The 26,701-nt window shown below is 61.7% G+C and carries 30 protein-coding genes and 2 pseudogenes; 26 read left to right on the top strand and 6 right to left on the bottom strand.

All coding sequences use genetic code 11. From position 1 onward, the window contains the following. Positions 1-15 precede the first annotated feature (15 nt). Positions 16-1,180: pseudogene (locus tag ACZ41T_RS06910) on the bottom strand (IS3 family transposase). Positions 1,181-1,334: 154 nt separating this feature from the next. Here ACZ41T_RS06910 and ACZ41T_RS06905 point away from each other — a divergent pair. The 10 genes and pseudogenes from ACZ41T_RS06905 (at position 1,335) to ACZ41T_RS06860 (ending at position 7,215) form a co-directional block, all read left to right on the top strand. Beyond that, entirely contained in the window at positions 1,335-1,622 is a 288-nt protein-coding gene (locus ACZ41T_RS06905; RefSeq protein WP_464923735.1) for a type II toxin-antitoxin system RelE/ParE family toxin, read from the top strand. Beyond that, a complete protein-coding gene (locus ACZ41T_RS06900) occupies positions 1,606-1,920 on the top strand; it encodes a helix-turn-helix domain-containing protein (RefSeq protein WP_464923734.1) in 315 nt (104 codons plus the stop codon). The genes ACZ41T_RS06905 and ACZ41T_RS06900 overlap by 17 nt, the downstream gene beginning before the upstream one ends. Before the next feature lie 120 nt (positions 1,921-2,040). Further along, the gene (locus tag ACZ41T_RS06895; protein WP_464923936.1) at positions 2,041-2,649 is read left to right on the top strand and encodes a Vat family streptogramin A O-acetyltransferase; all 609 of its coding nucleotides are present in this window, start codon (positions 2,041-2,043) and stop codon (positions 2,647-2,649) included. Positions 2,650-2,723: 74 nt separating this feature from the next. Further along, complete coding sequence (locus tag ACZ41T_RS06890; RefSeq protein WP_464923733.1) at positions 2,724-3,071, top strand: hypothetical protein; 348 nt, start codon at positions 2,724-2,726, stop codon at positions 3,069-3,071. 47 nt (positions 3,072-3,118) lie between these two features. Then, positions 3,119-3,444: pseudogene (locus ACZ41T_RS06885) on the top strand (transposase); the annotation flags it as partial. Between the two features lie 412 nt (positions 3,445-3,856). Further along, a complete protein-coding gene (locus ACZ41T_RS06880) occupies positions 3,857-4,180 on the top strand; it encodes a hypothetical protein (protein ID WP_464923732.1) in 324 nt (107 codons plus the stop codon). A 97-nt stretch (positions 4,181-4,277) separates the two neighbouring features. Further along, positions 4,278-4,712 carry a hypothetical protein gene (locus tag ACZ41T_RS06875; RefSeq protein WP_464923731.1) on the top strand — a complete coding sequence of 145 codons (435 nt, stop codon included), beginning with the start codon at positions 4,278-4,280 and terminating at the stop codon, positions 4,710-4,712. Between the two features lie 244 nt (positions 4,713-4,956). After that, positions 4,957-5,853: a M23 family metallopeptidase gene (locus ACZ41T_RS06870; protein WP_464923730.1), complete on the top strand. Its 897-nt coding sequence runs from the start codon at positions 4,957-4,959 to the stop codon at positions 5,851-5,853. Positions 5,854-6,085: 232 nt separating this feature from the next. Continuing rightward, entirely contained in the window at positions 6,086-6,520 is a 435-nt protein-coding gene (locus ACZ41T_RS06865) for a PACE efflux transporter (RefSeq protein WP_464923729.1), read from the top strand. A gap of 95 nt (positions 6,521-6,615) precedes the next feature. Next, the gene (locus tag ACZ41T_RS06860; RefSeq protein ID WP_464923728.1) at positions 6,616-7,215 is read left to right on the top strand and encodes an SAM-dependent methyltransferase; all 600 of its coding nucleotides are present in this window, start codon (positions 6,616-6,618) and stop codon (positions 7,213-7,215) included. Between the two features lie 105 nt (positions 7,216-7,320). Here ACZ41T_RS06860 and ACZ41T_RS06855 read toward each other — a convergent pair whose 3' ends face one another. The 3 genes from ACZ41T_RS06855 to ACZ41T_RS06845 form a co-directional block, all read right to left on the bottom strand. Then, the gene (locus ACZ41T_RS06855) at positions 7,321-7,728 is read right to left on the bottom strand and encodes a TraR/DksA family transcriptional regulator (RefSeq protein ID WP_464923727.1); all 408 of its coding nucleotides are present in this window, start codon (positions 7,726-7,728) and stop codon (positions 7,321-7,323) included. A gap of 238 nt (positions 7,729-7,966) precedes the next feature. Next, the gene (locus tag ACZ41T_RS06850) at positions 7,967-8,854 is read right to left on the bottom strand and encodes a phosphoribulokinase (RefSeq protein WP_464923726.1); all 888 of its coding nucleotides are present in this window, start codon (positions 8,852-8,854) and stop codon (positions 7,967-7,969) included. 105 nt (positions 8,855-8,959) lie between these two features. Then, a complete protein-coding gene (locus ACZ41T_RS06845) occupies positions 8,960-9,451 on the bottom strand; it encodes a GlcG/HbpS family heme-binding protein (RefSeq protein ID WP_464923725.1) in 492 nt (163 codons plus the stop codon). 175 nt (positions 9,452-9,626) lie between these two features. On the opposite strand from ACZ41T_RS06845, the gene leuS reads away from it, so the two are divergent. The 10 genes from leuS to ACZ41T_RS06795 all read left to right on the top strand — a co-directional run bounded on the left by leuS (position 9,627) and on the right by ACZ41T_RS06795 (position 19,758). Then, on the top strand, positions 9,627-12,359 hold the full coding sequence (gene leuS / locus ACZ41T_RS06840) for a leucine--tRNA ligase (RefSeq protein WP_464923724.1): 2,733 nt from the start codon (positions 9,627-9,629) through the stop codon (positions 12,357-12,359). Beyond that, the gene (locus ACZ41T_RS06835) at positions 12,356-12,847 is read left to right on the top strand and encodes an LPS-assembly lipoprotein LptE (RefSeq protein ID WP_464923723.1); all 492 of its coding nucleotides are present in this window, start codon (positions 12,356-12,358) and stop codon (positions 12,845-12,847) included. Before leuS ends, ACZ41T_RS06835 begins: the two co-directional genes overlap by 4 nt. Then, on the top strand, positions 12,844-13,872 hold the full coding sequence (gene holA, locus ACZ41T_RS06830) for a DNA polymerase III subunit delta (RefSeq protein ID WP_464923722.1): 1,029 nt from the start codon (positions 12,844-12,846) through the stop codon (positions 13,870-13,872). The genes ACZ41T_RS06835 and holA overlap by 4 nt, the downstream gene beginning before the upstream one ends. Then, positions 13,872-15,149, top strand: coding sequence for a glutamate-5-semialdehyde dehydrogenase (locus ACZ41T_RS06825; protein WP_464923721.1), 1,278 nt, complete (start codon positions 13,872-13,874; stop codon positions 15,147-15,149). The genes holA and ACZ41T_RS06825 overlap by 1 nt, the downstream gene beginning before the upstream one ends. Positions 15,150-15,192: 43 nt before the next feature. Beyond that, positions 15,193-15,876 carry a nicotinate-nucleotide adenylyltransferase gene (gene nadD / locus ACZ41T_RS06820; RefSeq protein WP_464923720.1) on the top strand — a complete coding sequence of 228 codons (684 nt, stop codon included), beginning with the start codon at positions 15,193-15,195 and terminating at the stop codon, positions 15,874-15,876. Continuing rightward, positions 15,873-16,232, top strand: a complete 360-nt coding sequence (rsfS, locus tag ACZ41T_RS06815; RefSeq protein ID WP_464923719.1) for a ribosome silencing factor — start codon at positions 15,873-15,875, stop codon at positions 16,230-16,232. Before nadD ends, rsfS begins: the two co-directional genes overlap by 4 nt. A gap of 21 nt (positions 16,233-16,253) precedes the next feature. Next, entirely contained in the window at positions 16,254-16,724 is a 471-nt protein-coding gene (gene rlmH, locus ACZ41T_RS06810; RefSeq protein WP_464923718.1) for a 23S rRNA (pseudouridine(1915)-N(3))-methyltransferase RlmH, read from the top strand. Between the two features lie 17 nt (positions 16,725-16,741). Beyond that, positions 16,742-17,353: a Maf family protein gene (locus ACZ41T_RS06805; RefSeq protein WP_464923717.1), complete on the top strand. Its 612-nt coding sequence runs from the start codon at positions 16,742-16,744 to the stop codon at positions 17,351-17,353. A 21-nt stretch (positions 17,354-17,374) separates the two neighbouring features. Then, on the top strand, positions 17,375-18,826 hold the full coding sequence (gene rng / locus ACZ41T_RS06800) for a ribonuclease G (protein ID WP_464923716.1): 1,452 nt from the start codon (positions 17,375-17,377) through the stop codon (positions 18,824-18,826). 305 nt (positions 18,827-19,131) lie between these two features. Beyond that, entirely contained in the window at positions 19,132-19,758 is a 627-nt protein-coding gene (locus tag ACZ41T_RS06795) for a DNA-3-methyladenine glycosylase family protein (protein WP_464923715.1), read from the top strand. Positions 19,759-19,811: 53 nt separating this feature from the next. On the opposite strand, the gene ACZ41T_RS06790 is transcribed toward ACZ41T_RS06795, so the two are convergent. Continuing rightward, positions 19,812-20,483: a YceH family protein gene (locus ACZ41T_RS06790; protein ID WP_464923714.1), complete on the bottom strand. Its 672-nt coding sequence runs from the start codon at positions 20,481-20,483 to the stop codon at positions 19,812-19,814. A 53-nt stretch (positions 20,484-20,536) separates the two neighbouring features. After that, positions 20,537-20,998: a YbhB/YbcL family Raf kinase inhibitor-like protein gene (locus ACZ41T_RS06785; protein ID WP_464923713.1), complete on the bottom strand. Its 462-nt coding sequence runs from the start codon at positions 20,996-20,998 to the stop codon at positions 20,537-20,539. Positions 20,999-21,284: 286 nt separating this feature from the next. On the opposite strand from ACZ41T_RS06785, the gene ACZ41T_RS06780 reads away from it, so the two are divergent. The 6 genes from ACZ41T_RS06780 to ACZ41T_RS06755 are packed head-to-tail and all read left to right on the top strand — an operon-like array spanning position 21,285 to position 26,636. After that, the gene (locus tag ACZ41T_RS06780; protein WP_464923712.1) at positions 21,285-22,175 is read left to right on the top strand and encodes an ATPase; all 891 of its coding nucleotides are present in this window, start codon (positions 21,285-21,287) and stop codon (positions 22,173-22,175) included. A gap of 2 nt (positions 22,176-22,177) precedes the next feature. Further along, complete coding sequence (metA, locus tag ACZ41T_RS06775; RefSeq protein ID WP_464923711.1) at positions 22,178-23,230, top strand: homoserine O-succinyltransferase MetA; 1,053 nt, start codon at positions 22,178-22,180, stop codon at positions 23,228-23,230. Next, positions 23,227-24,321: an MlaE family ABC transporter permease gene (locus ACZ41T_RS06770; RefSeq protein ID WP_464923710.1), complete on the top strand. Its 1,095-nt coding sequence runs from the start codon at positions 23,227-23,229 to the stop codon at positions 24,319-24,321. Before metA ends, ACZ41T_RS06770 begins: the two co-directional genes overlap by 4 nt. Beyond that, entirely contained in the window at positions 24,321-25,100 is a 780-nt protein-coding gene (locus ACZ41T_RS06765) for an ABC transporter ATP-binding protein (RefSeq protein WP_464923709.1), read from the top strand. Before ACZ41T_RS06770 ends, ACZ41T_RS06765 begins: the two co-directional genes overlap by 1 nt. After that, positions 25,090-26,037, top strand: coding sequence for an MlaD family protein (locus tag ACZ41T_RS06760; protein WP_464923708.1), 948 nt, complete (start codon positions 25,090-25,092; stop codon positions 26,035-26,037). Before ACZ41T_RS06765 ends, ACZ41T_RS06760 begins: the two co-directional genes overlap by 11 nt. Continuing rightward, a complete protein-coding gene (locus ACZ41T_RS06755) occupies positions 26,034-26,636 on the top strand; it encodes an ABC-type transport auxiliary lipoprotein family protein (protein ID WP_464923707.1) in 603 nt (200 codons plus the stop codon). Before ACZ41T_RS06760 ends, ACZ41T_RS06755 begins: the two co-directional genes overlap by 4 nt. The last annotated feature ends 65 nt before the right edge of the window (positions 26,637-26,701 follow it).

Genomic DNA, 26,701 nt, shown 5'->3' with positions numbered 1-26,701 from the left:
ACCGAAAACTTCATTCTACGCAGCCTCGGCCAGCTTCGGCAGCCAGTCCATATAGGCTTGTTCGGACGTGGCGTCACTCAGACTCGAATGCGGCCTGCCCGTGTTGTAGCAGTCGATGTATCGGCAATGTCGGCACGCGCGGCGCTGACGCTGTCGTAGGCCTTCAGGTACACCCGCTCGTACTTCACGCTGCGCCATACGCGCTCGACGAACACGTTGTCCCGCCACGCGCCGCGCCCATCCATCGACAACTTGCAACCCTGAGCCAGCACCGCCTCAGTGAACGTCTCGGCGGTGAGCTGACTGCCCTGATCGGTGTTGACGATTTCAGGCGTGCCGTAGCGGGCAAAGGCCGCATCGATCACCTCCCGTGCGTGGCACGCTTCCAGCGTGATTGCCACCTTGTGTGCCAACACCCGGCGGCTGGCCACGTCGACCACGGCGGTGAGGTAGACGAAGCCGCGCGCCATCGGAATGTAGGTGGTGTCCAGCGCCCACACCTGATTGGAGCGGACGACGGCAAGCTTGCGCAGCAGATACGGGTAAATCTTGTTCCCCGGCGCACGCTGGCTGGTGCCCGGCTGGGGCGCAAGTGCAGTGATGCCCATCTTCTTCATGAGCCTGCCAACGTGGCGGCGACCGACCTTCACGCCTGTCTGCCGCAACTGACGACGCAGCATCCGTGCGCCCATGAAGGGGTGTTCCAGATGCCGTTCGTCGATCCGGCGCATCAGCGCCAGGTCGGCTTCGGAGACGGGCCTGGGCAGGTAGTACACCGATCCCCGGCTGATGCCCAGCAACGCAGCCTGGCGGCTGACGCTGAGGGTGTGGTCACGGTCGATCATGGCTTTGCGTTCAGCAATCCCGCTTTGGTGAGCGCGCGTTCTAAAAAATCGTTCTCCAGCGCCAGCTGTCCGATCTTGGCGTGTAGCGGAACCAGATCGACCGGCTCGGTGGCTTCCGTGCCCGCGCCGAAGACGTCGGCGGCGCGTTCAAGAAATTGCTTCTTCCATTCGGCAATCTGGTTGGGGTGCAACTCGAACTCGCGGCACAGCTCGGCCATCGTCTTGTCTTCGCGCAGCGCTGCCAGCGCTACGCGCGCCTTGAACGCCGGATTGTGGATGCGGCGGGTGCGCCGCGCCGATTTCTTGACCATCAAAAACTCCTTCTCGCCAGGCATCTTCCAGCCCAGCATCATGCCCGGAGTTTCCACTTATAGCGCTGTGCAGATTTGCGGAGCCACTTCTTAACGTTATGCCCCATGAATCGACCTACTGGACAACTGTACGCCTGGGGCGTATAGTTGTGTAATGTTCACGGTTGTTGAAACTTCCATGTTCCAGAAGCAATGGCCGCTTTACTGGAGCGAGGAAGAGCGAGGCGAGTTCGCAGTATACATCGCCGAGTTTCCCAGCGCCGGAGACGTGGTGCCCCATTCCGGCGGTATTCGAAAGGTCCGCTGGCGGCGGGCTGGCACTGGTAAATCCGGGGGTGTTCGCGTCATCTACTTCACGCGTACCGTCGAGGAAGAAGTCGTACTTTTACTTATGTATGCGAAGGCCAAGACAGACAACATTACCGGTCCTAAACTAAAGGAAATCCGTCGTGTCCTCGAAAACTAAACCGCTTACTGGTGCAAGGCTTCGGGCCTATGAGGCCAAGCGCGACCTTGCCGCCGAGTTACTTGAGTCCGTGCGGCAAATGAAAGCTGGAAAGACTCAGGTTGTCCTGTCACCCGCGACCGAAGCCCGCGAACGTACGGGATTATCGCAATCGCAGTTCGCCAAGCTGCTTGGTGTGTCCGTGCGCACGCTTCAGGGCTGGGAACAAGGTCGCAAGCAGCCCAGCGGTGCTGCTCGTACTCTGCTCACAATTGCACATACCAATCCAAAAGCATTGCTGGCAGTAGCTGGCAAATAGCGCATGGCCAACAGGGGGCATAACAAGCCATTTGAGCCGACACCTGTCGGCGCGGCTCAATGGCGACGTTAGATATTGGAGGAACATTTGCGCGGTCCCAACCCAGAAACCAAACACCCAATGGAGGGATTTCCGCAGGTGTGTTTCATCAAGAACACCGTGCAGAACCCTAATATCGTCATTGGCGACTACACATACTACGACGATCCCGAGGACTCGGAAAACTTCGAGCGCAACGTCCTCTATCACTTCCCGTTCATCGGCGACAAATTGGTCATTGGCAAGTTTTGCGCCATCGCCCGCGGCGCCAAATTCATCATGAACGGCGCGAATCACAAACTTTCCGGCATATCCACGTACCCGTTCCAAATCTTCGGCAACGGCTGGGAAAAGGTCATGCCCGCACCTGGCGACCTGCCGTTCAAGGGTGACACCATCGTCGGCAATGATGTCTGGATCGGCTACGAGGCGCTCATCATGCCTGGGGTCAAAATTGGCAATGGGGCCATTGTGTCTTCGCGCTCTGTCGTCGTGTCCGATGTTCCGCCTTATACCATCGTTGGCGGCAACCCAGCCAAGCCCATCAAGCAGCGCTTCCCGCCCGAGTCGGTGGCAAGGCTCAATGAAATGGCGTGGTGGGACTGGCCCATTGAGAAGGTCACGGAGCACATGGAACAAATTGTGTCCGGTGACATTGAAGCCTTGCGCGAGTCCGCGGCCAATGTCTAACATTTCGCTGCAGCCGACCGTCATCCCGCTACGCGGGCTGCCGGCGGCTGAGCTCTGGCGTTAGGTATACACATATGAAACATTTTTTCTTAATCACACTGATGCTGAGTACCATCATGGGCTGTGCTGCCCTGAGGCCTGCGCCCGTCGAGTCAATCTCAAAACTGTCAATTGTTCGCGTTGGTGATCCTGCACCACAAAGTACAGAGTACGTGGTGTTCTATCCCGCTGGCTTCGCATTTCCGGTCACACTCAAAGCAAGCGGGTCGCTATTCGCGTCCGAGAAGCAGGTCAAGTCCCAAGCAATCCTTGCAAAGGATTTGTATCTCTATAAGTATTGGGCAAGCCACGATGGGAAGACATGGAAGAACTCTCATGAATTACTCGGTGTTGAGTTCGGTGGCGGCTTTGACATCACATGAACCGCCCCGGATTTTGTGGAGGCTCCAACTCTTGAGAAGATGGAGCCATGAAGAAACCCGTAAAGTATTCCCCCGAAGTCCGCGAACGTGCCGTGCGCCTGGTCACCGAACGCCGCAAGGATCATCCATCGCAGTGGGCTGCCATTGAATCGATCGCAGTCAAGATCGGCTGCTCGGCAGCCACCCTGCACACCTGGGTGCGCCGGCATGAGACCTACACCGGCCAGCGTCCTGGCGTGACCACGACCGAGGTGCAACGCGTCAAGGAGCTGGAGCGCGAGGTCAAGGAGTTGCGCCGCGCCAACGAGATCCTCAAACTGGCCAGCGCGTTTTTTGCCCAGGCGGAGCTCGACCGCCGACTCAAGTCCTGAGGGCAATCAATCGCGCTATGGCTGTGCGATTGTGGGGAAACCTCAGAGCCTGGCCCCTTTGATTCCTTTGATTCCTTTGATTCAATATGCAACAAGATGATCGTTGGTAAATTGAATTAATCGTAGGAGTAGTTATGGCAAATGTACCAGGCATGCAACCAGATATTCAATATTGTCCTGTGTGCAAAGCTGACTTAAGAAATGTGCCAAGAGAAGAAATGAAATCGAGAAGCCATGTCAGGAGAGATGGAACTGTTTCTCCACACACCCATACTTACGAATGCCAAATCTGTGATAATCGATTTGAAATCAATCAAGACAGATAAGCATATAACAACTCGTTTGTGTGTGACGCTCACTACGCCGCGCTTCGTTCGCGCCACACAACTCAAACGTTATAAGTAGGTGGAAAGCATGGAAACTTCCGCATATCAGAATTTGAAGCTCATTATTCTTGACGTTCTGAGCCTTTCCAAGGATGCGATCCATATACATATAGGTTTGCTAGTCTTCTTCCTGGCTGTAGTTCTGTGGCGGCGCGGGCGGTTCGATGTCTTGGCTGTGCTTCCAGTGCTCCTTGTGGCAGGTGCAATGGAAGTTTTAGATCTACGCGACGATTTGGGATCGCTCGGCTATATGCGCTGGTCGGCAAGCCTTCATGATCTGATTAATACAGTTTTCTGGCCTACACTCACCGTGATCTCAAGAAAGTGGTTGGATAGTCGGGAGAACTTATAACAATGCCATGCACCGGATGCCAAAACCTCCGCTTCGCTACGGTTTTGTCACCGGTAATGGCGGGCGTTAGCGCAACAAACGGGCCAGCAGAAGACGAATGAATATTAAATCTCAAAATACAAAGCACGAAATTCAACGCAGGACTGCATCGAGATTCTACTTTCTCATCGCATGGCCGATTTTCTTCATGGGATATCTTGCCCTTACTACGATTAAAGGGCCAGCAACCGAGGGTTTTGGAGTGGGGGGATATGCATACGGTTTGCTCTCTGCTGCTTATGGATTCTCACTTTATCTATTAAATCGAACAATCGTATACACGGGGCTGATTCAAGACAGATCAATAACAGACATTATTTTTCATTACTCAGCCATAGTTTCTTTTGCGGCGGGTGTGGTTGGCTTTCCTCCCATGTTGTTCATATTAATGATCGGAATCCCATTTTCAATTCCAGGCTTTGTTCTAGTGCTTGTCGCTGTATTCAGGTGGCGTAAGCCAAATCTGGAAACTACGGATCCGAATGTATTGTAATGACTAGGGAAACAGGTAAGTAAAACTTACTTATGAATGCTCTAACAAAGTATATATGGACTCCCCAAAAGCAAGAAACCTGCCCCCTTTCGTTGAAGATATCTGATCCCCATCCCCATGAAGACCAGCAATGCCAACTATGGCAACAAAAAGACGGCGGAGTCCATCCCATCAGTCAAGCGGGACGCGCCGATAATGCCGGCACGCCCCTGACTTCTACGTTATGCACTTCTGAATCAGCACCATGAGTGAGAGCCTTCCCATAGCATTCGCAGTCTACCCGCTGCTTCTTTCGGGTATCTCTCTTATCTGGCTGGTCAGTCTTCGACATCGCAGCTGGCTGAATTGGGCAGTGTGGGCATTAGCTTGCGGTAGTATAATTGCCTTTGCTTTTATGACGAACCCTTGGGCCTTCACGAGTTATTACTTGCGGTATGTATTTCTCGGACTATTCGTCGTAGTCGCTGTTTTTTCAAGCCTCCTAACGAAGCGTGGTGGTTCTCATTCTGGAACGCGCTATGGCAGAATCACGGTTCCCTCTATCGTGGTTTTTTTTCTGTTTGCGGTACTGGATATCCTGGCTATCGCGTCGCATTATCCATCTGGAGAAATGCTTGACGTAACTTTCCCGCTCAGATCCGGTACCTATTACGTTCTTCAAGGCGGAGCTAGCGCAGTCACAAACCCTTTCCACGTTCTGGGCGGCAGCAAGCTGGCTCTGGACATCGTTAAGTTGAACTCGTTTGGCAATCGGGCAGACGGAATAGCCCCACAAGCGCTAAGCGCCTACGAAATCTTTGGCGAGAAACTCTATAGCCCATGCTACGGAAATATTTTCAAGGTTCGCGATAGCCTTCAAGACAATCTTCCTGGAAACCCCGATACAGAGCATCCGGAGGGTAATTACATAGTGCTGAAGTGTGCCGAAGCGGATATCTTAATGGCTCATTTAAAGCAAGGCAGCATTAAAGTGGCGCCAGGGGAAGTCGTGACCGTGGGGCAACCATTGGCTGAAATCGGCAATTCGGGAAATACACTTGAGCCGCATCTTCATATTGGTGCAACGAAAGACGGCATGGAGATGGGTCTTAGGTTTAACGGGCGGTCTTTGTCGATCAACAGTGTGATAGCCGGAATGTAAGAAATGCATAAGCACATGCTAACCATACACTTTCTTATAGAACGGCCTTCTGCCTGCAATATATAGCCGCATATAGATATTTTGTCCTTGAAGAGTCAAATAGGGTCAGACACAGTCAAATAGGGGCAGACACGATTAATTGACTTCAATGTCGTGTCTGGCCATTTATTACAGCGCCGGTTAGCTATTGTTAGGCCTCAATCAAACCAAGCACCACCATCGTGATTTCGTCATGAGCCCCAATACCCGACGCGTACTGCAAGCAATCCTGTATGAGGTTTTTGCCATTGCCTTCGTTGCCCCAGTCTTGAGTGTCATTTTCGACGAACCGCCTGGATCAACCATAGGTCTCGCTTTTGTTCTATCGAGCATTGCACTCGGGTGGAACTACGTGTTCAATACAATTTTTGAGCGTTGGGAGGCGCGTCAGTCCGTGCGAGGTCGTTCGTTCGCCAGGCGCTTGGCGCATGGCATCGGTTTCGAGGGCGGCCTCGTTGTCATGCTTGTTCCGGTGATGGCGCTCTGGTTGAATACTTCAGCACTCAGTGCGTTCCTGGCGAATCTTGGCCTCTTGGTGTTTTTCTTCGTCTATGCCATTGTTTTCACATGGGCCTTCGATCGCGTGTTCGGCCTTCCAGAATCCGCGGTCAAGCACGATGAGGCCTAACGAATAAGCTTGGATCGTGCGAAGCCACGATCTGAATCCATCATCCCTCTTAACTAAAACGGCAGGCGCTCGAGCCCGCCGCTACAATCGCCACCATGAACGAAAACGCGAGCATTCAGTTCTTCGACCAACAGTTTCGCCGGCAGGTGGCTGCCGGGGAGTATGGGTTGAATCCGTTTGAGAGTGCCGCTTTGCCGCATTTGCGCGGAAGGGTGCTGGACTATGGGTGCGGACTGGGTAACCTCGCCGTCGAGGCTGCTCGCCGAGGCTGCTCTGTGCTTGCACTTGATGCCAGCCGTGCCGCGATCAGCCACCTCCGCGCCGTCGCAAAGCATGACGGACTGTCACTACGGGTTGAACAAGCAGACCTCCGGTCGCACGTACTCACCGAAGACTTCGATGCCGTTGTGTGCATCGGACTGCTCATGTTTTTCGACTGTCCTACGGCCAATCGGCAGCTGGCACAGCTTCAAGCTCGGGTTCGCCCTGGCGGCGTCGCCGTGATCAACGTTTTGACTGAAGGCACGACGTACATGGACATGTTCGCCCCCGAAGGGCATTGCCTTTTCAATCACGACAGCCTGCGTGCCATGTTCACGCAGTGGGAGATCGTGAGCTTCACGCCGGAAGCGTTTTCAGCGCCGAACGACACCCGGAAAGTCTTTGCCACGGTTGTCGCGCGCAAGCCATGCTGATCGCGTTGACGCCTCGTGGCGTCAACGCGGTCAGCCACGATTAACTGACTTCAATATCGTGTCTGGCCGTATTTATTCCGTTTATTAGATATCCCATCTCGATGGTCATCGCCCCGTGTAGGGTGAAGGTGCCTGCAGTTTTTCGCGGCGCACCTGACAGGTAAAGCAGCGTTTGGCGGTCGGATACGCATCCAGCCGTTTGTACCGGATGGCAGCCCCGCAGTCGGTGCACAGGCCGTACTGTCCGGCCGCGAGGCGCTGCTCCGCTTGCGCGATGTCACGTACCTCTCCCACGTCGCGGATGATCTCGGCTTCGGTGATGTCACGGAGCAAGGAGGCTGCCGCCGCATCGCCGGAATCGCCCGCTCCGCCGATGAGATCGGCATAGTGCTCGTTGCTGGAGCGCGCGAGTACCTGTCGGATTTCATCCAGCAAAAGGCTTTTGCGCGCGTCGATGCGCTGCGCGAAGTGCGTGATCTGTTCTTTTGTAAGGGGGTTTTCAGGGGTATTCATGGCGTCATGGTCAGCAGTTTGCAGAAACAGGCAACGATCTATGCCAATGCACACCCTCGATCCTCCGGGATGCTGTTTGAGCGTAGTGCTTGGGGGGCGTCAAGGCAAGGGGCAGCCTTTTCCAACGACACATGAGCCTGCGCGACGGTCTGTAAATTCAGCGTGGTATGGATCGACCGGGCATACGCAAAACAAAAACGGAGCCCGCAGGCTCCGTTTTTCATTCAAGTCAACCTTCTTACTTGCTCTTGCCGGCAATCATGTCCTGGATGATCGGTGCCAGGATCAGTTCCATGGCGAAGCCCATCTTGGCGCCCGGCACCACGATGGTGTTGCGGCGCGACATGAAGGAGTTCGGGATCATGTTCAGCAGGTAGGGGAAGTCGACACCCTTGGGCTCGCGGAAGCGAATGACGATGAAGCTTTCGTCCGGCGTGGGGATGTCGCGCGAGATGAAGGGGTTGGAGGTGTCGACGGTGGACACGCGCTGGAAGTTGATGTCGGTGCGTGAGAACTGCGGGGTGATGTAGTTCACGTAATCCGGCATGCGGCGCAGGATGGTGTCGACGATGACGTCGGCCGAATAGCCGCGCTCGGCGCCGTCACGGTGGATTTTCTGGATCCATTCGAGGTTGACGATGGGCACCACGCCGATGCCGAGGTCGACGTGCTTCGAGACGTCGATGTCGTCGGTTTTCACCAGGCCGTGCAGACCTTCGTAAAACAGCACGTCGGAGCCGGCTGGCACGTCTTCCCACGGGGTAAATTCACCGGGGTTGAGGCTGGTGTTGAGGCGCTGGTTGTGCTCGGCGGCTTCTTCGTCGCTGTGGATGTAGTAGCGCTTCTTGCCGCCACCGGTTCTGCCATAGGTCTCGAACAGCTCGGCCAGTTTGTCGAAGCGGTTGGACTGCGGGCCGAAATGGCTGAACGACATGTTGCCTTCGTCTTCGGCCTTCTTCACGGCTTCCTTGAATTCGATGCGCGACAGGCTGTGGAAGCTGTCACCCTCGATCACGGCAGCGTTGATCTGTTCGCGGAAGAAGATGTGCTCGAACGCGCGCTTGACGGTAGTGGTGCCGGCGCCGGATGAACCCGTGACCGCAATGACGGGATGCTTCTTGGACATGTTGGGACTCCCTGGAGAATGGGTGAAAATTAGGCGAAAACGCCGCATTTTACCCGCGCGAGGCGGGGCTTGTCACCCGCGCGCGAAAGCCCCAACTGGCCGGCCTTACATGGAAAACTCCAGCCTTTCCTCGACTTTTTTCAGCGCGGCGGCGGCGCAGGCGGCATCTTTTTCGCCGCCGGGCGCACCCGATACCCCGATGGCGCCGATCAGGCTGCCGGCGGCGCGGATGGGTAACGCACCGTCCATGACGATGAGGCCGTCGATGTGGTTGAGCTCGGGGCGGATATCGCCGCGGGCGGCGCGGAATTCGCCGGAGCCGCTGCCGGACATGATGCTCATGCCGGCCTTGCGCTCGGCGATTTCCAGGGTGTGGCGCGCCGCCAGGGTGTCGCGCAACGCCACCTGGAGGTTGCCGGCGCGGTCGAGCACCACGGCGGCAACGTTGTAGCCGTCCTGGCGGCAGGCCTCGACCGCGGCCATGGCGATGTCGCGTGCCAGTTCCAGGCCGATCTGCCTGACCGGCAGCACGTCGGGCTGGGCGGCCATGGCAGGCAGGGAGGCGGCAAGCAGGGCAAGCGGAAGCAGCGTTTTCATGGGATCTCCTCTGTGTTTGTGAATTGTAAACCGGCCGGACAGGGGGGCTGTATTCCAGAGCATAGGAAATCCCGGTCACGGGCTGAAGAGGACGAATGAACCATGCGCCGGTGCGCGGGCAGGGCGGCGGGGCGGACAGGTATAATCGCCGCCTTGATTCCATGCGGTTGCTGCAATGCAAGAAAAATACCTTCCCCCGGAAATCGAACGTGCCGCGCAGGCGCATTGGGCAGCCAGCCAGGCCTACCGCGCCCGCGACGACTCCGATCGCCCCAAATACTACTGCCTGTCGATGTTCCCCTATCCCTCGGGCAGGCTGCACATGGGCCACGTGCGCAACTACACCATCGGCGACGTGCTGGCGCGCTACCACGCCATGCGCGGCTACAACGTGATGCAGCCGATGGGCTGGGACGCCTTCGGCCTGCCGGCAGAAAACGCGGCGATCGCCAACAACGTGCCGCCGGCCGCCTGGACCTATGCCAACATCGACCACATGCGCACCCAGCTCAAGGCGCTGGGCTTTGCCATTGACTGGTCGCGCGAACTCGCCACCTGCAGGCCGGACTACTACCGCTGGGAGCAATGGCTGTTCACCCGCCTGTTCGAAAAGGGCGTGATCTACAAGAAGATGGCCAGCGTGAACTGGGATCCGGTTGATCAGACCGTGCTCGCCAATGAGCAGGTCATCGACGGGCGCGGCTGGCGCTCTGGCGCGCTGGTCGAAAAACGCGACATCCCGATGTATTTCTTCCGCATCACCCAGTACGCCGACGAACTGCTGAGCGGGTTGGACAATCTGCCGGGCTGGCCGGAGCGGGTCAAGACCATGCAGGCCAACTGGATCGGCAAGAGCGTGGGGGTGCGCTTCGCCTTTCCGTATCAGCTCGACGGCAAGGACGAACAGCTGTGGGTGTTCACCACCCGTGCCGACACCATCATGGGCGTGACCTTCTGCGCGGTCGCCGCCGAGCACCCGCTCGCCACCCGCGCGGCGCAAAACAACCCCGAGCTCGCTGCCTTCATCGCAGAATGCAAGCAGGGCAGCGTCGCCGAGGCCGACATGGCGACGATGGAAAAGAAGGGCATGGACACCGGCCTCAAAGTGACCCACCCGCTCACCGGCGAGCAGGTGCCGGTTTGGGTCGGCAACTACGTGCTGATGAGTTACGGCGATGGCGCGGTGATGGCGGTGCCGGCGCACGATTACCGGGATTGGGATATGGCGGTCATCAATACGCTACCAATCAAAAGGGTTGTGGCAAGCAAGCAGCTGCTAGAAGACTGGAGACGAGCAGTGGCAGCCTTGGAAGCTGCCGGTATTCAACTGAATACAACAGAGATTGCTCCATATTCATTTATTAAATACATTGAAAAAGAACTTTTTGTAAAAGAACTTCCGAAGGATGCCGAAGAAGCGGTAGGTATGCTGCACACACAGCTACTACATGAATCTCCGCATGATGGACACGGTATCGTTATCAATTCCGGCAAGTACGACGGCCTTGATTACACGACCGCGGTCGACGCCATCGCCGTCGACCTCGCCGCGCTGAACCTGGGTGAAAAGAAAACCCAGTTCCGCCTGCGCGACTGGGGCATCTCGCGCCAGCGCTACTGGGGCTGTCCGATCCCCATTGTTCACTGCGCCGCCTGCGGCGACGTGCTGGTGCCGGCCGAACAGTTGCCGGTGGTGTTGCCGGAGGACGTAGTGCCGGACGGTTCCGGCAACCCGCTCAGCAAGCGCGCCGACTTCGTCAACTGCACCTGCCCGAAATGCGGCAGCGCGGCGCGGCGCGAGACCGACACCATGGATACTTTCGTCGAGTCGTCGTGGTATTACGCGCGCTACGCCTGCCCCGATTTCGACGGCGGCATGCTCGATGCGCGCGCCGACAAATGGCTGCCGGTCGACCAGTACATCGGCGGCATCGAGCACGCAATTTTGCATCTGCTGTACGCGCGCTTCTTCCACAAGCTGATGCGCGACGAGGGCCTGGTTTCGAGCGACGAGCCGTTCGTCAACCTGCTGACGCAGGGCATGGTGATCGCCGACACCTATTACCGCGAAACGGCGGATGGCAAGAAGACCTGGTTCAATCCGGCCGACGTCGAGACGCGCGACGGCGTCGCGGTGCTGAAGGCCGACGGCCAGCCGGTCAGCGTCGGCGGCACCGAGAAAATGGCGAAGTCGAAGAACAACGGTGTCGACCCGCAGGCGCTGATCGATCTGTACGGCGCCGATACCGCGCGCCTGTTCACCATGTTCGCCGCACCGCCGGAACAGAGCCTGGAATGGTCGGACGCCGGCGTCGAGGGCGCGCACCGCTTCCTTAAACGCTTATGGAAAGCCGCGTTTGACCACCTGCAAGAGCGTGGCAGCGTTACGGCCTATATGAGTGGAGATTTGGGCAATTTAAGCGATGAAGCTAAAACCCTGCGCCGCCAATTGCACCAGACCATCCACAAGGTCAGCGACGATATCGAACGCCGTAAGCAGTTCAACACCGCGATCGCTGCGGTGATGGAGCTGATGAACGCGCTGGCCAAACTGGAGGGCGACGATGTCACGACCCGTAGCGTGCGGCAGGAAGTGCTGGAAGCCGCGGTTGCCATGCTGGCGCCCATCGTGCCGCACATCAGCGAGGCGCTGTACGCCGAGTTGAAGCCGGACGCCGCGATGACCTGGCCGACGGTCGACGAGGCCGCGCTGGTACAGGACGAGATCGAGCTGATGCTGCAGGTCAACGGCAAGCTGCGCGGGCAGATCCGCGTGGCGACGACGGCGACGCGCGAGGCGGTCGAGGCGGCGACGCTGGCGAGCGAGGTCGCGCAGAAATACCTGGAAGGCAAACCGCCAAAAAAAGTGGTGGTGGTGCCGGGGCGTTTGGTTAATATCGTCCTATGAACCGCCGACTTTTCCTTGCCGCCATGCCGGCGCTGCTTGCAGCGGGATGCGGCTTCCAGCTGCGCCGCATGGTTGAGGTGCCATTTGCCAGCCTGTATATCGACGCGCCGCACGGCGGCGCGGTGGCACAGCGCATCCGTAGTTCGCTGGCTGCGAGCAAACAGACCCGCCTGGCCGCGAGTGCCGCCGAAGCCGAGGCCGTGCTGGTTCTCGGCCAGGAGACGCGCAGCAAAATCATCCTCTCGCTGTCCGGCGCCGGGCGTGTCACCGAATACCGGCTCGGCTTGCAGCTGACCTACAGCATTAAAGACAAGGACGGGCGCGCGCTGGCCGCGGACGAGACCATCGAGCTCACCCGCGACATCACTTACGATGACGCGCAGGTGCTGGCCAAGGGGGCCGAGGAGCAACTGCTGTATCGCGACATGGACGACAGCGCTGCACGGCGGATCGTGCGCCGCCTGCAAAGCATTGGCCCCGCCAGTTGAGCATTGCGGCCGACCGTCTGCCCGACCAGCTTGCGCGCGGCCTCGCTGCGCTCTACGTGGTGGTGGGCGACGAGCCGCTGGCGGCGCAGGAAGCGTGTGACGCCATCCGCGCGGCGGCGCGTGCGGCCGGGCACAGCGAGCGCAATGTCTACACCGTGCAGGGACGCTACAACTGGCAGAGAATTTTTGCCGGCGGTGACAACCTTTCGCTGTTTGCCGAGCGCCGCCTGACCGAAATCCGCGTCCCTTCCGGCAAGCCCGGCATCGATGGCGCCAAGGCGCTGGAGGCCTATGCCGCCAGGCTCCCGGCCGATACGCTCACCCTGATCAGCCTGCCGGGCCTGGACTGGAAAGCCATGAAAAGCCGCTGGTTCACCACGCTGGCGTCTGCCGGCGTGGTGGTCGAGGCGCGGCCGATCGAACGCGCCCAGCTGCCCGCCTGGATCGACCGCCGTCTCGCCAGGCAAGGCCTGCGCGCCGATCGCGCCGCGCTGGAATTTCTGGCCGACCAGGTCGAGGGCAATCTGCTGGCGGCGCAGCAGGAAATCGACAAGCTCGCGTTGCTGCTGCCGCCGGGAGCGGTGACGCTGGCCGACGTCGAGCATGCGGTGGTCGACGTCAGCCGGCTGGAAGCCGACGCCCTCGCGGATGCGCTGTATGCGGGCGACGGCGCGCGCTTTGCGCAGATCGTGACCGATCTCAGGGATGCAGGCGAGGCGGTGCCGGCGATCCTGTGGCAAGTGACGTCGGCAGTGGGCCTGCTGCTCAGGCTAAAATCGGCCCTGGCACAGGGTGAAAACCTGTCCGGCCTGATGCGGATGCTGTGGGGGCGCGACAAGCAGCGCGCGCCGCAGATCGAGCGCGCAGTGAAGCGCCTGGGGCTGGCGCAGGTCGAAACCGCGCTGGCCGACCTGGCGCTGATCGACCGCCAGGCCAAGGGGCTGGAGCGGGTGGGCGATCCCTGGGACACGCTGTTGCGTGTTGGTATGAATCTGGCGCAACCGGCAGGTAATGGAAAAAGATGATGGATATTAAAACTTACATGCAGACGGTCGGCCGGCAGGCGCGCGAAGCCTCGCGGGCGATTGCCCGCGCCGACACCAACCAGAAGAACCGCGCCCTGCTGGCGATGGCCGCGGCGATCCGGCGCGATGCCGCCAAGCTGCTGCAGGCCAACGCGCGCGACATGGAGCATGCGCGCGCCGGCGGGCTCGACGCCGCGTTGCTCGACCGCCTGCAGCTCAACGACAAAGCGGTCGCCGGCATGGCCGAAGGGCTGGAGCAGATCGCCGCGCTGCCCGATCCGGTCGGCGAAATCGACGGCCTCAAGTACCGTCCCTCCGGCATCCAGGTCGGCAAGATGCGGGTGCCGCTCGGCGTCATCGGCATCATTTATGAAGCGCGTCCCAACGTGACGGCGGACGCCGCCGGCCTGTGCCTGAAATCCGGTAACGCAGCGATCCTGCGCGGCGGCTCCGAGGCGCTGCACTCCAACCAGGCGATCGCCGCCTGCGTGCGCGAAGGGCTGGAAGTCGCCGGGCTGCCCGCGACCGTGGTGCAGGTGATCGAGACCACCGACCGCGCCGCGGTGGGCGAGCTCATCACCATGAAGGATTACGTCGACGTCATCGTGCCGCGCGGCGGCAAGGGACTGATCGAGCGCATCACCGGCGAGGCGCGGGTGCCGGTGATCAAGCACCTGCACGGCAACTGCCACGTCTACGTCGACGACCGCGCCGACCTCGCCAAGGCGCTGAAGATCGTCGAGAACGCGAAGACCCAGCGCTACGGCACCTGCAATACCACCGAGTCGCTGCTGGTGGCCCGCGGCATTGCCAATGCGGCACTGCCCGAAATCGGCCGCATGCTCGCCGGCAAGGGCGTGGAAATGCGCGGCTGCCCGGAAGCGCTGGCAATCCTGCAGGGCGCCGGCATCGCAGCGGACAAATTGAAAGCTGCGGTCGCGGCCGACTGGACCGAGGAATACCTCGGCCCCATCATCGCGGTCAAGGTGGTCGACGACATCGACGCCGCGATGACCCACATCAACACCCACGGCTCGCAGCACACCGACGCCATCGTCACCGAGGACTATGGCCGCGCGCGCCGCTTCCTGCGCGAGGTCGATTCGGCCAGCGTGGTAGTCAACGCATCGACCCGCTTCGCCGACGGCTTCGAATACGGCCTTGGCGCCGAGATCGGTATCTCCACCGACAAGATCCACGCCCGTGGCCCGGTCGGCCTGGAAGGGCTGACCAGCCAGAAATGGGTGGTGCTGGGGGATGGCCACGTGCGCGGATGAGGAGAACAGTGAGGCGTGAGGCGATAGGGGTGAGGGCGGGCGCATGAGCCCTCACCCCTTCCCCCTCACCCCTCACCCCCATCCCGCCATCGGTGTGATGGGCGGCACCTTCGACCCCATCCATTTCGGCCATCTGCGGCTGGCCGAGGAAATGGCTGAAAGGCTTGGCCTGGAGCGGGTGCTGTTCATTCCCGCCGGGCTGCCGCCGCACCGCGGCGCGCCGCGCACCGCGGCCGGCCATCGGCTGGAGATGGTGCGCCGCGCGATTGCCGGCAATCCGCGCTTTATGCTCGACGCGCGCGAAGTTGAAAGCCCACGCCCGAGCTACACGGTCGACACGCTGGCAGCCTTGCGCGCCGAACTGGGTTTTGAGCAGCCGCTGTGGCTGCTGCTGGGGGCGGATGCATTTCTCGGCCTGCCCAGCTGGCACGAATGGCGGCAGCTGTTCGAGCTGGCGCATATTGCGGTGGCTGCGCGTCCCGGCGCGCGGCTGCTGCAGCCCGACGCCATGCCGGAGATTTTGAAAAACGAAGTATCGCAACGGCAGCCAATCGACGGCCCGGTCTCCGGCCCGGCTGGCTCGGTGCTGTTGCGTACGACGACGCCACTGGATATTTCGGCAACCGCCATCCGTGACACCCTGGCACGGCACGGCAGCGCACGTTATCTGCTGCCCGACGCCGTGCTCGACTATATTTACGAACACCAACTTTACATATCCCCATGAAAATCGAAGACAAAATCAAACTGATCGTCGCCGCCCTTGAAGACGTCAAGGCGCAGGACATCACCGTGCTCGACACCGGCAAGCTCACCGCGCTGTTCGAGCGCATGGTGATCGCCAGTGGCGCGTCCAATCGTCAAACCCGCGCACTCGCCGACAATGTGCGCGTCAAGATGAAGGAAGCCGACGCATACGTCGGCAACATGGAAGGCGAGGACACCGGCGAGTGGGTGCTGCTCGACCTTGGCGACGTGATCGTCCATGTGATGCTGCCCGCCACGCGCGCGCATTACAATCTGGAAGAGCTGTGGGGCGCGGCCGAAGCCGCACGCGCCCGCCATGTGCAAGCAGATCACTAGTTTTTCGCTTCGCAACAGCTGGTGAAACTTCACCTGATCGCAGTCGGCCACAAGATGCCCGGCTGGATCGACGCGGGCTGCGACGACTATGTTCGCCGCATGCCGCCCGATCTGCCGCTTATGCTGACCGAAATCAAGCCGGGGCATCGGGTGGCGGGCGAGGATGGCGCGCGGGCGCGGCAGCTGGAGGCCGAGCGCATCCTGGCGGCGCTGCCTGCGGGTTGTGTGCCGGTGGTGCTCGACGAGCGTGGCGCGCAGGCGACCACGCGCGAACTGGCCGCCTGGCTGCAGGCCTGGATGGCCGAGGGGGTCTCGCCGGCGTTCGTGATTGGCGGGGCGGATGGCCTCGCCGACAGCGTGAAAGCGCGCGCCGGCAAATTGCTGGGGCTGTCGAAACTGACCTTGCCGCATGCGCTGGCGCGGGTGCTGCTGGTCGAGCAGTTATATCGTGCCGTATGCATTATCAGGGGGCATCCCTACCATCGGGATTGAGGGGAGATAACGAGAACATGCTGGTTGATAAACGGATTTATCTGGCTTCGCAGTCGTCGCGTCGGCGAGACCTGCTGAAGCAGATCGGGGTTGCCTTCGACGTGCTGCCGCTGCGCGCCGTGCGTGGCCGCATGGACGTTGTCGAAATCCCGCACGCCGGCGAGGCTGCGCCCGAATTCGTGCAGCGCATGGCGATCGAAAAGGCCGCCTGCGGCTGGCACGCGGTGGATGTGCGCCATCTGCTGGGCTTTCCGGTGCTGGGTGCGGATACGGTGGTTGAAGTGGACGGTGCCATTCTTGGCAAGCCGGCCATCCGCACCGAGGCCGAGTCCATGCTGAGGCGTTTGTCCGGCCGCGAGCATCAGGTGCACACCGCTGTGGCGGTGCAGCAAGGCGAGCGGGTGGAGCTGCGCCTGTCATCCAGCCGGGTCAGGTTCGCCGTGCTCGATGCCGTGACTATCGCGCGCTACCTGGAAACCGGCGAATATCTCGGCAAGGCCGGCGCCTACGCCATCCAGGGGCGCGCCGGCGCATTTGTCGAACATGTCGACGGCAGCTACAGCGGCGTCATGGGTTTGCCGTTATACGACACTGCCATTTTATTGAGAGCCTTCGGCCTTGTTATCTGAAGTATTGCGGGCCATTCCGTCATGAGCGAAGAAATCCTCGTCAACGTCACCCCGCAGGAGACCCGCGTCGCCGTGCTGCATCTGGGCTCGGTGCAGGAACTGCACATCGAGCGCGCGCAGTGCCGCGGGCTGGTGAGCAACCTCTACATGGGGCGTGTGGTGCGCGTGCTGCCGGGCATGCAGTCGGCCTTCATCGACATCGGCCTGGAACGTGCAGCCTTCCTGCATGTTGCCGACATCTGGGAAGAGCGTCACGGTGCCGAACCCGAGCGCCCGATCGAGCAGATCCTGCATGAGAGCCAGAGTCTGATGGTGCAGGTGATCAAGGACCCGCTCGGCACCAAGGGTGCGCGGCTGTCCACCCAGATCAGCTTCGCCGGGCGCTATCTGGTATATCTGCCGCAGGAAAGCCACATCGGCATTTCGCAGAAGATCGAAGGCGAGGAAGAGCGCGAGCAGCTGCGCCAGAAACTGCATCGGCTGATGCCGGAAGACGCCACCGGCGGCTTCATCGTGCGCACCATGGCCGAGACCGCGGAAGACGCCGAAATGCAGGCCGACATCGACTACCTGCGGCGGCTGTGGAGCAGCATCCAGTCGCGCGGCAACTGCGAGGCACCGTGCCTGCTGTATCAGGATCTCGACCTGTCGCTACGTGTGCTGCGCGATTTCGTCAGTCGCGACACCAGCCGCATCCTCATCGACTCGCGCGAAACCTATCAGCGCATGGCCGAATTCGCGCAGAACTATACGGTTGCCGTGCTCGACAAGCTTCAGCATTACGGCGCCGACCGGCCGCTGTTCGACCTGCATGCCATCGAGGACGAAATCGCCAAGGCGCTGGGGCGGCGCGTCGACCTCAAATCAGGCGGCTACCTCATCATCGACCAGACCGAAGCGCTGACCACCGTCGACGTCAACACCGGCGGCTTCGTCGGTGCGCGTAACTTCGACGACACCATCTTCAAGACCAACCTCGAAGCCGCGCAAGCCATCGCGCGCCAGCTGCGCCTGCGTAACCTCGGCGGCATCGTCATCATCGACTTCATCGACATGGACAACGTCGGGCACCAGGAAGCGGTGCTCACCGAGCTGAAAAAAACTTTGGCGCGCGACCCCACCCGCACCACCGTCAGTGGCTTCTCCGCGCTGGGACTGGTGGAAATGACGCGCAAGCGCACCCGTGAGTCGCTGGCGCACATCCTGTGCGAACCCTGCCCTACCTGCGCCGGACGCGGCGAAATCCGGACCGCGCAGACCGTGTGCTACGACGTGCTGCGCGAGATCCTGCGCGAGGCGCGCCAGTTCGACGCGCGCGAATACCGCATCGTCGCTTCGCAGGGCGTGATCGACCTGTTCCTCGACGAAGAATCCGGCAGTCTTGCCCAACTCATCGATTTCATCGGCAAACCGGTGTCGATGCAGGTCGAGACCACCTATCCGCAGGAGCAGTACGATATTATTTTGTTGTGATTCGGGAAAAACCTGTCCGCGAAGGATGCGAAGAAACACGAAGGGAAAACCCAGGGAAGCGCTGATTAATTTGTCATTGCGAGGAGCGCAGCGACGCGGCATACGATTCCACATGGGCTTCAGCCCATAGTGGATTGGAGTCCTTTAGGGCAATCCAGAAATGCCCGCTTAATCAAATCGCTGGATTGCTTCGCTGCGCCCGCAATGACAGCCATATCGAATAATCAACGCTTCCCTGGTGTTTCTCATATTCCCCTGTTTTTCTTCGCGCCCCTTCACGTCCTTCGCGGATAAAAAGATTTTCAGTGAAACCTCTCCCACCCGCCTACTGGCAAACCGCCTGCGCCGAACTCGCCGCCGCCGATCCGGTGATGGCAGCGCTCATCGCGCGCTATCCCGATTGCGTGCTCGGCAACCGCGGCGATCCGTTCCAGACCCTGGCGCGCGCCATCGTCGGCCAGCAGATCTCGGTCAAGGCCGCCGACAGCGTGTGGGGGCGCTTCGCGGGCTACGCGCAGACCGTCAGCCCCGAACGCATCGCGACGCTTGAGCTGGCCGCGCTGGCCGCTTGCGGCCTGTCGCGCCGCAAGGCGGAATATCTGGTCGACCTCGCGGGGCATTTCACCGACGGCCGTATCGAGCCGGCGCGCTGGAAAGAAATGGAAGACGAGGCCGTGATTGCCGAGCTCGTCGACGTGCGCGGCATCGGCCGCTGGACCGCCGAGATGTTCCTCATCTTCAGCCTGCGTCGTCCCGACGTCTGGCCGGTTGACGACATCGGCCTGCAAAAGGCCGTCGCCCTGCATTACCTGGGCGGCGAACGTCCCACGCCCAAAAGCCTGCGCCAGCACGGCGAACGCCACGCGCCCTGGCGCACCGTCGCTACCTGGTATCTGTGGCGCAGCCTGGATCCGGCGGTGGTGCAGTACTGATCGATGCGTTATCAATTCGGCAGCGGTCGCACGGGCTGGGTGCCGGGTCTTGCTCAGCCCGCAATGCCGAGTTCTGCGCACAGTTTGCCCACCAGGCCTTTAAGCGCGTCGACCTCTGCCTCCAGCCGCGCCACGTTGGCCTTGAGCGCGGCAATCTCGCCCACGGTGACGTCGGTGGCGGGCGTCGAGGACGCCGCTGCCGGGGTTTCCTCGACGGCGGGGGCGCCGGAAAGCAGGTGAGCCCAGCGGTTTTCGCGCGCGCCGGGCTGGCGCGGCAGCTCGACCGTCATGGTGCCTTCCGGGCGTTCGGCCAGTTCCTGCAGGAAGCCTTCCACCGCCGAGATGTCGGCGAAGCGGTGCAGGCGCTCGCTGTTGGTACGCAACTCGCCCGCGGTCTGCGGGCCGCGCAGCATGAGCGCGGTGAGCAGGGCGATGGATTGCGAGGGCAGGCGCAGGCCCCGCTCCATGTTGTGGGCGTAACGGGTGACGCGGCCGCCGCTGGTTTCGACGATCAGGGCCGGGCCCTTGAGGCTGTCGATGGCGGACAGCACCTCGGCCTCGCTGACTTCGATGACGGGATGGCGGCTGGTCTTCTGGTTGCAGCCGGCCACCAGGGCATTGAGCGACAGCGGATAGGTGTCGGGCACGGTGTGCTGCTTCTCGCACAGCACGCCGAGGACGCGGGTTTCGAGCAGGGACAGGATGGGCAGGCGGGGGGCAGTCATGGCGGCGTTGGGTGAGCTTATGCGGCCATATTATGAGGGCAACGCGCTACGGCTTAGCGTTTCTTCCGGTAATACCCAACCAGTTCGCAGCGATCCAGGATGTGCCCCTGCATCGCCTGTTCCAGGCTGGTTTTGGTCGCCGGGTGCAGGGCCGGGAGGACGGTGTCGAGCGCGTACAGCTTGTGGACGTAGCGATGGCGGCCGATGGGCGGGCAGGGGCCGCCGTAGCCTTCCCGCTTGCCGTCGTTGAGGCCCTGGCGCGTGCCTGCCGGCAGCTGTGCGCCGGCCTCGAATCCCGTCGTGGCGGGCAGGATGTTGTATACCACCCAGTGCACCCAGGTCATTTTGGGCGCGGCCGGGTCGGGGGCGTCGGGGTCGTCCACCACCAGCGCCAGGCTTTTCGTTCCGGCCGGCACGCCCGACCACGCCAGGGGTGGCGACTGATCCTGGCCGTCGCAGGTGTAGCGGCTCGGGATATCCCCCAGCGGGGAAAATGCACTCGACGTCAATTCCATGGACGTATCTCCTTTCGTGGCTATGCTTTCAACTGTGCTGTGCCTGGCGGATTTCGTCCGGCATTCCGGCAATCTGCCTGACGCGCGCGGGTGGGTGCACCGGGCCGCGAGACCAGAACGTCGATCACGCCCATCGTCGATGGCTGCGCATCCGGTTTCGCCATTGCAGCGGGAAAGCACTCATACTCAATGTAGACCCGCGGCCACGTGGAACAAACTCGCCACCCGGCTGCATGCGCCGGCCTTTTTAATTGCACGGCTTTTAGGTAGGCTTCGCGCTGATTCCATGAAAACGCCTTCCATGCACTTCACCCTCGATTCCTTTCGCGCCTGGCCGACCAAGCGCATTACCCTGCTCGGCATGTCCGGCGTCGGCAAGACACACATCTCGCGCATGCTGCGTGGCCACGACTGGTTCCACTTCTCCGGCGACTACCGCATCGGCACGCGCTACCTCGACGAACCGATCCTGGACATCATCAAGCACCAGGCGATGCAGATGCCGTTTTTGCGCGACCTGCTGCGGCGCGACTGGATCGACATCAAGAACAACATCAAGATCCACGACCTCGGGCCGGTGCTCACTTTCGTCGGCAAGCTCGGCGGGCCACAGTGGGACGGGCTGCCGCTGGACGAGTTCTCGCGCCGGCAGGCCGCCTATCGCGATGCCGAGATCGCCGCCATGCACGATGTCCCGGGCTTCATCCGCAAGGGGCAGGAAGTCTACGGCTACCCGCACTTCGTCAACGACGTCGGCGGCAGCCTGTGCGAGCTGGACGAGCCCGGCGTGGTCGAGTTGCTGGCCGAACACACGCTGATCCTTTACATCCAGACCACCTCGCGTGAGGAAGAGGACACGCTGATCCACCGCGCGCAGTCCGATCCCAAGCCGCTCTATTTCCGCCCGGCTTTTCTCGCCGAGCAGTTGCCGGTCTACCTGCGGGAAAAGGGCATCGAATACGTCGCCCAGGTCGAGCCGGACGATTTCGCGCGCTGGGTGTTCCCGCGCCTGTTCCACTCGCGCATTCCGCGCTACGAGGCGATCGCCGGCCCGCACGGCTACACCGTGACTTCGCAGGAGGTGGCGCAGGTGCGCGACGAGCGCGATTTTCTGGCGCTGCTGGAAACCGCGATTGCCAGGAAAGGTGAGGCGTCAGGCGTGAGGCGTGAGGCGTAATCATGCCGCTGGTCGCACATAACGCCCTGCCCACCTTCGACCGCCTGCGCCGCGACGGCATCACGGTGCTGTCGACCGAGCGTGCGGCCAACCAGGAAATCCGCGAACTGCATGTCGGCCTCCTGAACATGATGCCGGATGCGGCGCTGGAGGCGACCGAACGGCAGTTCTACCGGCTGGTCGGCGAATCCAACCCGATCGCGCAGTTCTACATGCACCCCTTCACCCTGCCGACGCTGCCACGCGGCGCGGCGGCACAGGCGCACATCGCGCAGTATTACGAACCCTTCGACGCCATTCGCGAGAAGGGGCTGGATGCGCTCATCATCACCGGCGCCAACGTCAGCCATCCCAGCCTCGCCGACGAGCCGTTCTGGCAGCCGCTGATCGGGGTGATCGACTGGGCCTGGGACAATATCACCTCAACCCTGTGCTCGTGTCTCGCCACCCATGCGGTGATGCAGTTCCGCCACGGCCAGACGCGGGTGAAGCAGCCCCGCAAGATCTGGGGCGTGTTCGAGCACCGCGTCACCGACGGCCGCCATCCGCTGGTGGCCGACGTCAACACCCGCTTCGACGTGCCGCATTCGCGCTGGAACGACGTCTCACACGCGCAGTTCGAGGCGGCCGGGCTCAAGGTGCTGGTCGAAAGCGCAACAGCCGGCGTGCATCTGGCGGTGAGCCACGACGGCCTGCGCACCGTGTTTTTCCAGGGCCATCCCGAATACGACACGGTGTCGCTGCTGAAGGAATACAAGCGCGACCTGCTGCTGGCCGCGGGCGGCAAGCTGCCCGCGTTGCCGCCGTTTCCTGCGCGCTACTTCGACCGCCAGGCGCAGGCGCTGCTGGTCGAATTCGGCAGCCGCACGCAGGCGGGCGAGACGCTGGCCTTCCCCGAACCCCTCCTGCTGCCGTTGCTCGACAACACCTGGCACGATACCGCCGAGGCGGTGATCGGCAACTGGGTCGGCTGCGTCTATCAGGTCACTCACCGCGAGCGCGGCCTGCCCTTCATGCCGGGCGTCGACCCCGGCAATCCGCTCAATCTCGCATGACGGCGGCAAGCGCGCACTTCGACGAAGCGCAGGGCGTGCTGATCGCCAGCGGCGCCTGGCAGGCCGATGCCGCGTCCGCGCTGCCGAAGCTGGCCGGCAAGTCGGTGCGCATCCTCGACGGCGCCGGCGTCACCCGGCTTGATACCAACGGCGCGTGGCTGCTGCTGGCCGTCGCGCGCCCGCAGGCCAGCGATCCGATGCCCGAACTGCGCGGCTTTCAGCCGCGGCATCTGGCGATGTTCAAGCTGGTGGCGCAGCACAGCGCGGCCACCACTGCGCACCCCGAGCCGCGCAGCGAAGGCATGCTCGCCCTCATCGGGCGCGGCAGCCTGGTGATGGGGGGACACGTGGTCGGCCTGCTCGATTTCGTCGGTCGCCTGGCCATCGAATTGATGGCGCTGCTGCCGCGTCCGGAGCGCTGGCGCTGGCGCGAATTCGGTGCCCAGGTACGCACGGTGTTCGTCGGCGCGATCCCCATCGTGATCGGCATGCTGTTCCTGCTCGGCGTGGTGTTCGCCTACCTGCTGGGGGATCAGGCGCAGCAATACGGCGCCAACATCTTCGTCGTCGACGGCTTGCTGCTGGCGATCCTGCGCGAGATTTCGCCGGTCATCGTCGCCGTCCTGGTGGCGGGGCGCACCGGCGCCGCCATCACCGCGCAGATCGGTACCATGAAGGTGACCGAGGAAATCGATGCCATCGCCACGCTCGGCCTGTCGCCGCTGGCGGTGCTGGTGATCCCGCGCATCCTTGCCCTGCTGCTGGCTCTGCCGCTGCTGGTATTCATCGGCGACATCGCCGGGATGGCCGGTGGCATGCTGGTGACGCAGCAGCAGCTGGGTATTTCCTATTCCATGTTCATGGATCGGGTGGTTGACGTGCTCGATCTGAAAACCCTGCTGGTGGGGCTGGGCAAGGCGCCGGTGTTCGCCATGTTCATCGCGCTCATCGCCTGCCGCATGGGGCTGTCGGTCAGTCGCGACGCGCGCAGCGTCGGCGCCCATACCACCTCTACCGTGGTGCAGAGCCTGGTCGCCATCATCATCCTCAACGCCATTTTTGCCGTCATGTTCGTGAAGTTTGGGATCTGATGACAGAAACCGTCATCGACGTTCGCGGCCTCGTCACCACGCTGGGCGGGCACAGCATTCATCGCGATCTGAATCTTTCCGTTGCGCGCGGCGAAGTGATTGCGCTGATCGGCGGCAGCGGCTCCGGCAAGTCGGTGCTGCTGCGCGAAATCATCGGCCTGCTGAAGCCGCAGGGCGGCCGCATCGAGCTGTTTGGACAGTCGGTCCTGGACTGTACGCCCGAGCAGATGAACCGGCTACGCCAGCGCTTTGGCGTGCTGTTCCAGGACGGCGCGCTGTTTTCCTCGATGAATGTGGAGGACAACGTCGCCACCCCGCTGTTCGAGCATACCGACCTGCCGCACGCCACCTGCCGCCAGTTGGCGCGGCTGAAGCTCGCGCTGGTCGGGCTGCCGCCGGACGCCGCAAAAAAGCGCCCGAGCGAGCTCTCGGGCGGCATGCGCAAGCGGGTGGCGCTGGCGCGCGCGCTGGCGCTCGACCCCGAACTGCTGTTTCTGGACGAGCCGACCTCCGGCCTCGATCCGACTTCGGCGCGCGCCTTCGATGCGCTGATCCGACTGCTGGCCGACAGCCTCGGCCTCACCGTATTCCTCGTTACCCACGACTTGGATACACTGTTTTCGATTATCGATCGCGTCATCGTGCTGTCGGACGGTCGTGTACTGGGCAGCGGCACGGTGGCCGAACTGAAAACCATCGACGACCCGTGGCTGCGCGATTACTTCGCCGCACGGGTGTCAGTGTCCCGAACCGGAGAGGAAGCCACGCATGGAAACTGAAGGTCGCTATACCCTGGTGGGCATCCTGGTGCTGGCGGCGGCTGCGCTGATGACCCTGTCAATTGTATGGCTATCGGGCCTGACCGATCACGTCGCCTACCAGACCTACACGCTCTATTTCAAGCAGCAGTCGCTCGACGGGCTGGCGGTCGGCAGCCCGGTGAAGATGCGCGGGATCAAGGTCGGCGTGGTCGATAGCTATCGTTTTGCCACGGGCAAAGACGAAGCCGTCAGCGTCAATGCGCGCATCGACGAGGGTGTGCCGGTGCATGTCGGCGCCGAGGCCTACATCAAGCGCAACCTGGTGACTGGTATCGCATCGGTTGAAATCAACAACGGCCCGAACGACGCACCTTTGCTTGACACGGCGCCCCAGGGCGAACGCTACCCGGTCATCGCCGAGGGCAGCTCCGACATCGACAAGGTCGCCACCGCGGTGTCCCGGATGGCGGAAAACGGTGCCCAGGTGCTGGAACGCATGAACACCTTGCTGTCCGACGAAAACCAGCGCGCCATCAGCCAGACGCTGGCCAACCTCAACGAGTTGTCCGGCCATCTGGCCGCCAACAAGCAGAGCCTTGACGCCGTGGTGCAGGGCATCCGCGATGCCTCCGATGAATTCCGCTTTGCCGGCGCCAGCATCAGCCAGGCTGCCACCCGTGCCGAAGGCAGCATCATCAGCATCGGCCAGAACGCCGACATCGCGCTGAAGGAGGCCACCGTCGCGATGGAAAAGCTGCAGCGCGAAGCCAGCCTGATTTCCGGGCAAATCCAGCAGCTCACCGAAACCAGCACGCTGGAACTGACCAACGTCAGCCGCGACGTGCGCACCAGCGCCGACGCCCTCACCACTGCCGGGCAGCACCTGTCCAACCCGCGCGAAATTCTGTTCGGTCCCGGCCAGCAGCAGCTCGGCCCCGGAGAAAAACTGCCATGAAACCCGCCCTTTTCCTTGCCGCGCTGAGCCTGATGCTGACCGGTTGCGTCAACTTTGGCGAAAAGACCAACATCCCCGCCGTGGTGTATTACGTGCTGAACGACCCCGTGCCCGCCACCGATCCCGCCCCGTTGCGCGCCGACGCCCCGGCCTTGCTGGTACTCGATACCACCACCGGCAGCTTTTACGACAGCGAGCAGATCGTCTTCAGCCGCAGCGATGGCACTCGTTCCCAATACCGGTTCGCGCGCTGGACCGAGCGTCCCGGCAAGCGCTTCGCCGACCTCATGCGCACCCGGCTCGACCGCCAAGGCGCCTGGAATGTCAGTGCCGCCGGCGGCTATGTGCGCGGCGACATGCTGCTGGACACCGAACTGGTCGAGTTCTATCACGACGCTGCCAGCGCGCCGGGCCAGATGCGTCTGGTGCTGCGCGCCGAGCTGGTCGACCTGAAACAGCGCACCCTGCTGGGGCGCCATGTGTTCGAACAGCGGGTGCCGGTGGCGACCTATGACGCGGCCGGTGCCGCGCAGGCGGCCAATCTGGCGGTCAGTCGCGCGCTCGACGCGCTGAGCGCCTGGCTCGCCACGCTGCAATAAGCGCCTACAATTAACCTGGATTGTTCATTAGACGATTTATGGCGCGTAGGGTGCACTCTGTGCAC

Source organism: Thiobacillus thiophilus, assembly GCF_055378705.1.
Note: the sequence above shows the minus strand (reverse complement) of the source record. Positions and strands in the feature narration are given on the sequence as shown.

What these genes read in the sequence shown, in the direction of transcription:
- rng (WP_464923716.1), top strand. Translation starts at nt 17,375, where the DNA reads ATGAGCGAAGAAATCCTCGTCAACGTCACCCCGCAGGAGACCCGCGTC.
- ACZ41T_RS06805 (WP_464923717.1), top strand. Translation starts at nt 16,742, where the DNA reads ATGCTGGTTGATAAACGGATTTATCTGGCTTCGCAGTCGTCGCGTCGG.
- leuS (WP_464923724.1), top strand. Translation starts at nt 9,627, where the DNA reads ATGCAAGAAAAATACCTTCCCCCGGAAATCGAACGTGCCGCGCAGGCG.
- metA (WP_464923711.1), top strand. Translation starts at nt 22,178, where the DNA reads ATGCCGCTGGTCGCACATAACGCCCTGCCCACCTTCGACCGCCTGCGC.
- ACZ41T_RS06865 (WP_464923729.1), top strand. Translation starts at nt 6,086, where the DNA reads ATGAGCCCCAATACCCGACGCGTACTGCAAGCAATCCTGTATGAGGTT.
- ACZ41T_RS06845 (WP_464923725.1), bottom strand. Translation starts at nt 9,451, where the DNA reads ATGAAAACGCTGCTTCCGCTTGCCCTGCTTGCCGCCTCCCTGCCTGCC.
- ACZ41T_RS06905 (WP_464923735.1), top strand. Translation starts at nt 1,335, where the DNA reads ATGTTCCAGAAGCAATGGCCGCTTTACTGGAGCGAGGAAGAGCGAGGC.
- ACZ41T_RS06755 (WP_464923707.1), top strand. Translation starts at nt 26,034, where the DNA reads ATGAAACCCGCCCTTTTCCTTGCCGCGCTGAGCCTGATGCTGACCGGT.
- ACZ41T_RS06760 (WP_464923708.1), top strand. Translation starts at nt 25,090, where the DNA reads ATGGAAACTGAAGGTCGCTATACCCTGGTGGGCATCCTGGTGCTGGCG.
- ACZ41T_RS06870 (WP_464923730.1), top strand. Translation starts at nt 4,957, where the DNA reads ATGAGTGAGAGCCTTCCCATAGCATTCGCAGTCTACCCGCTGCTTCTT.
- ACZ41T_RS06825 (WP_464923721.1), top strand. Translation starts at nt 13,872, where the DNA reads ATGGATATTAAAACTTACATGCAGACGGTCGGCCGGCAGGCGCGCGAA.
- ACZ41T_RS06895 (WP_464923936.1), top strand. Translation starts at nt 2,041, where the DNA reads ATGGAGGGATTTCCGCAGGTGTGTTTCATCAAGAACACCGTGCAGAAC.
- ACZ41T_RS06765 (WP_464923709.1), top strand. Translation starts at nt 24,321, where the DNA reads ATGACAGAAACCGTCATCGACGTTCGCGGCCTCGTCACCACGCTGGGC.
- ACZ41T_RS06785 (WP_464923713.1), bottom strand. Translation starts at nt 20,998, where the DNA reads ATGGAATTGACGTCGAGTGCATTTTCCCCGCTGGGGGATATCCCGAGC.
- ACZ41T_RS06855 (WP_464923727.1), bottom strand. Translation starts at nt 7,728, where the DNA reads ATGAATACCCCTGAAAACCCCCTTACAAAAGAACAGATCACGCACTTC.
- ACZ41T_RS06880 (WP_464923732.1), top strand. Translation starts at nt 3,857, where the DNA reads ATGGAAACTTCCGCATATCAGAATTTGAAGCTCATTATTCTTGACGTT.
- ACZ41T_RS06860 (WP_464923728.1), top strand. Translation starts at nt 6,616, where the DNA reads ATGAACGAAAACGCGAGCATTCAGTTCTTCGACCAACAGTTTCGCCGG.
- nadD (WP_464923720.1), top strand. Translation starts at nt 15,193, where the DNA reads ATGAGCCCTCACCCCTTCCCCCTCACCCCTCACCCCCATCCCGCCATC.
- ACZ41T_RS06875 (WP_464923731.1), top strand. Translation starts at nt 4,278, where the DNA reads ATGAATATTAAATCTCAAAATACAAAGCACGAAATTCAACGCAGGACT.
- ACZ41T_RS06790 (WP_464923714.1), bottom strand. Translation starts at nt 20,483, where the DNA reads ATGACTGCCCCCCGCCTGCCCATCCTGTCCCTGCTCGAAACCCGCGTC.
- ACZ41T_RS06835 (WP_464923723.1), top strand. Translation starts at nt 12,356, where the DNA reads ATGAACCGCCGACTTTTCCTTGCCGCCATGCCGGCGCTGCTTGCAGCG.
- ACZ41T_RS06770 (WP_464923710.1), top strand. Translation starts at nt 23,227, where the DNA reads ATGACGGCGGCAAGCGCGCACTTCGACGAAGCGCAGGGCGTGCTGATC.
- ACZ41T_RS06780 (WP_464923712.1), top strand. Translation starts at nt 21,285, where the DNA reads ATGAAAACGCCTTCCATGCACTTCACCCTCGATTCCTTTCGCGCCTGG.
- ACZ41T_RS06850 (WP_464923726.1), bottom strand. Translation starts at nt 8,854, where the DNA reads ATGTCCAAGAAGCATCCCGTCATTGCGGTCACGGGTTCATCCGGCGCC.
- ACZ41T_RS06890 (WP_464923733.1), top strand. Translation starts at nt 2,724, where the DNA reads ATGAAACATTTTTTCTTAATCACACTGATGCTGAGTACCATCATGGGC.
- rsfS (WP_464923719.1), top strand. Translation starts at nt 15,873, where the DNA reads ATGAAAATCGAAGACAAAATCAAACTGATCGTCGCCGCCCTTGAAGAC.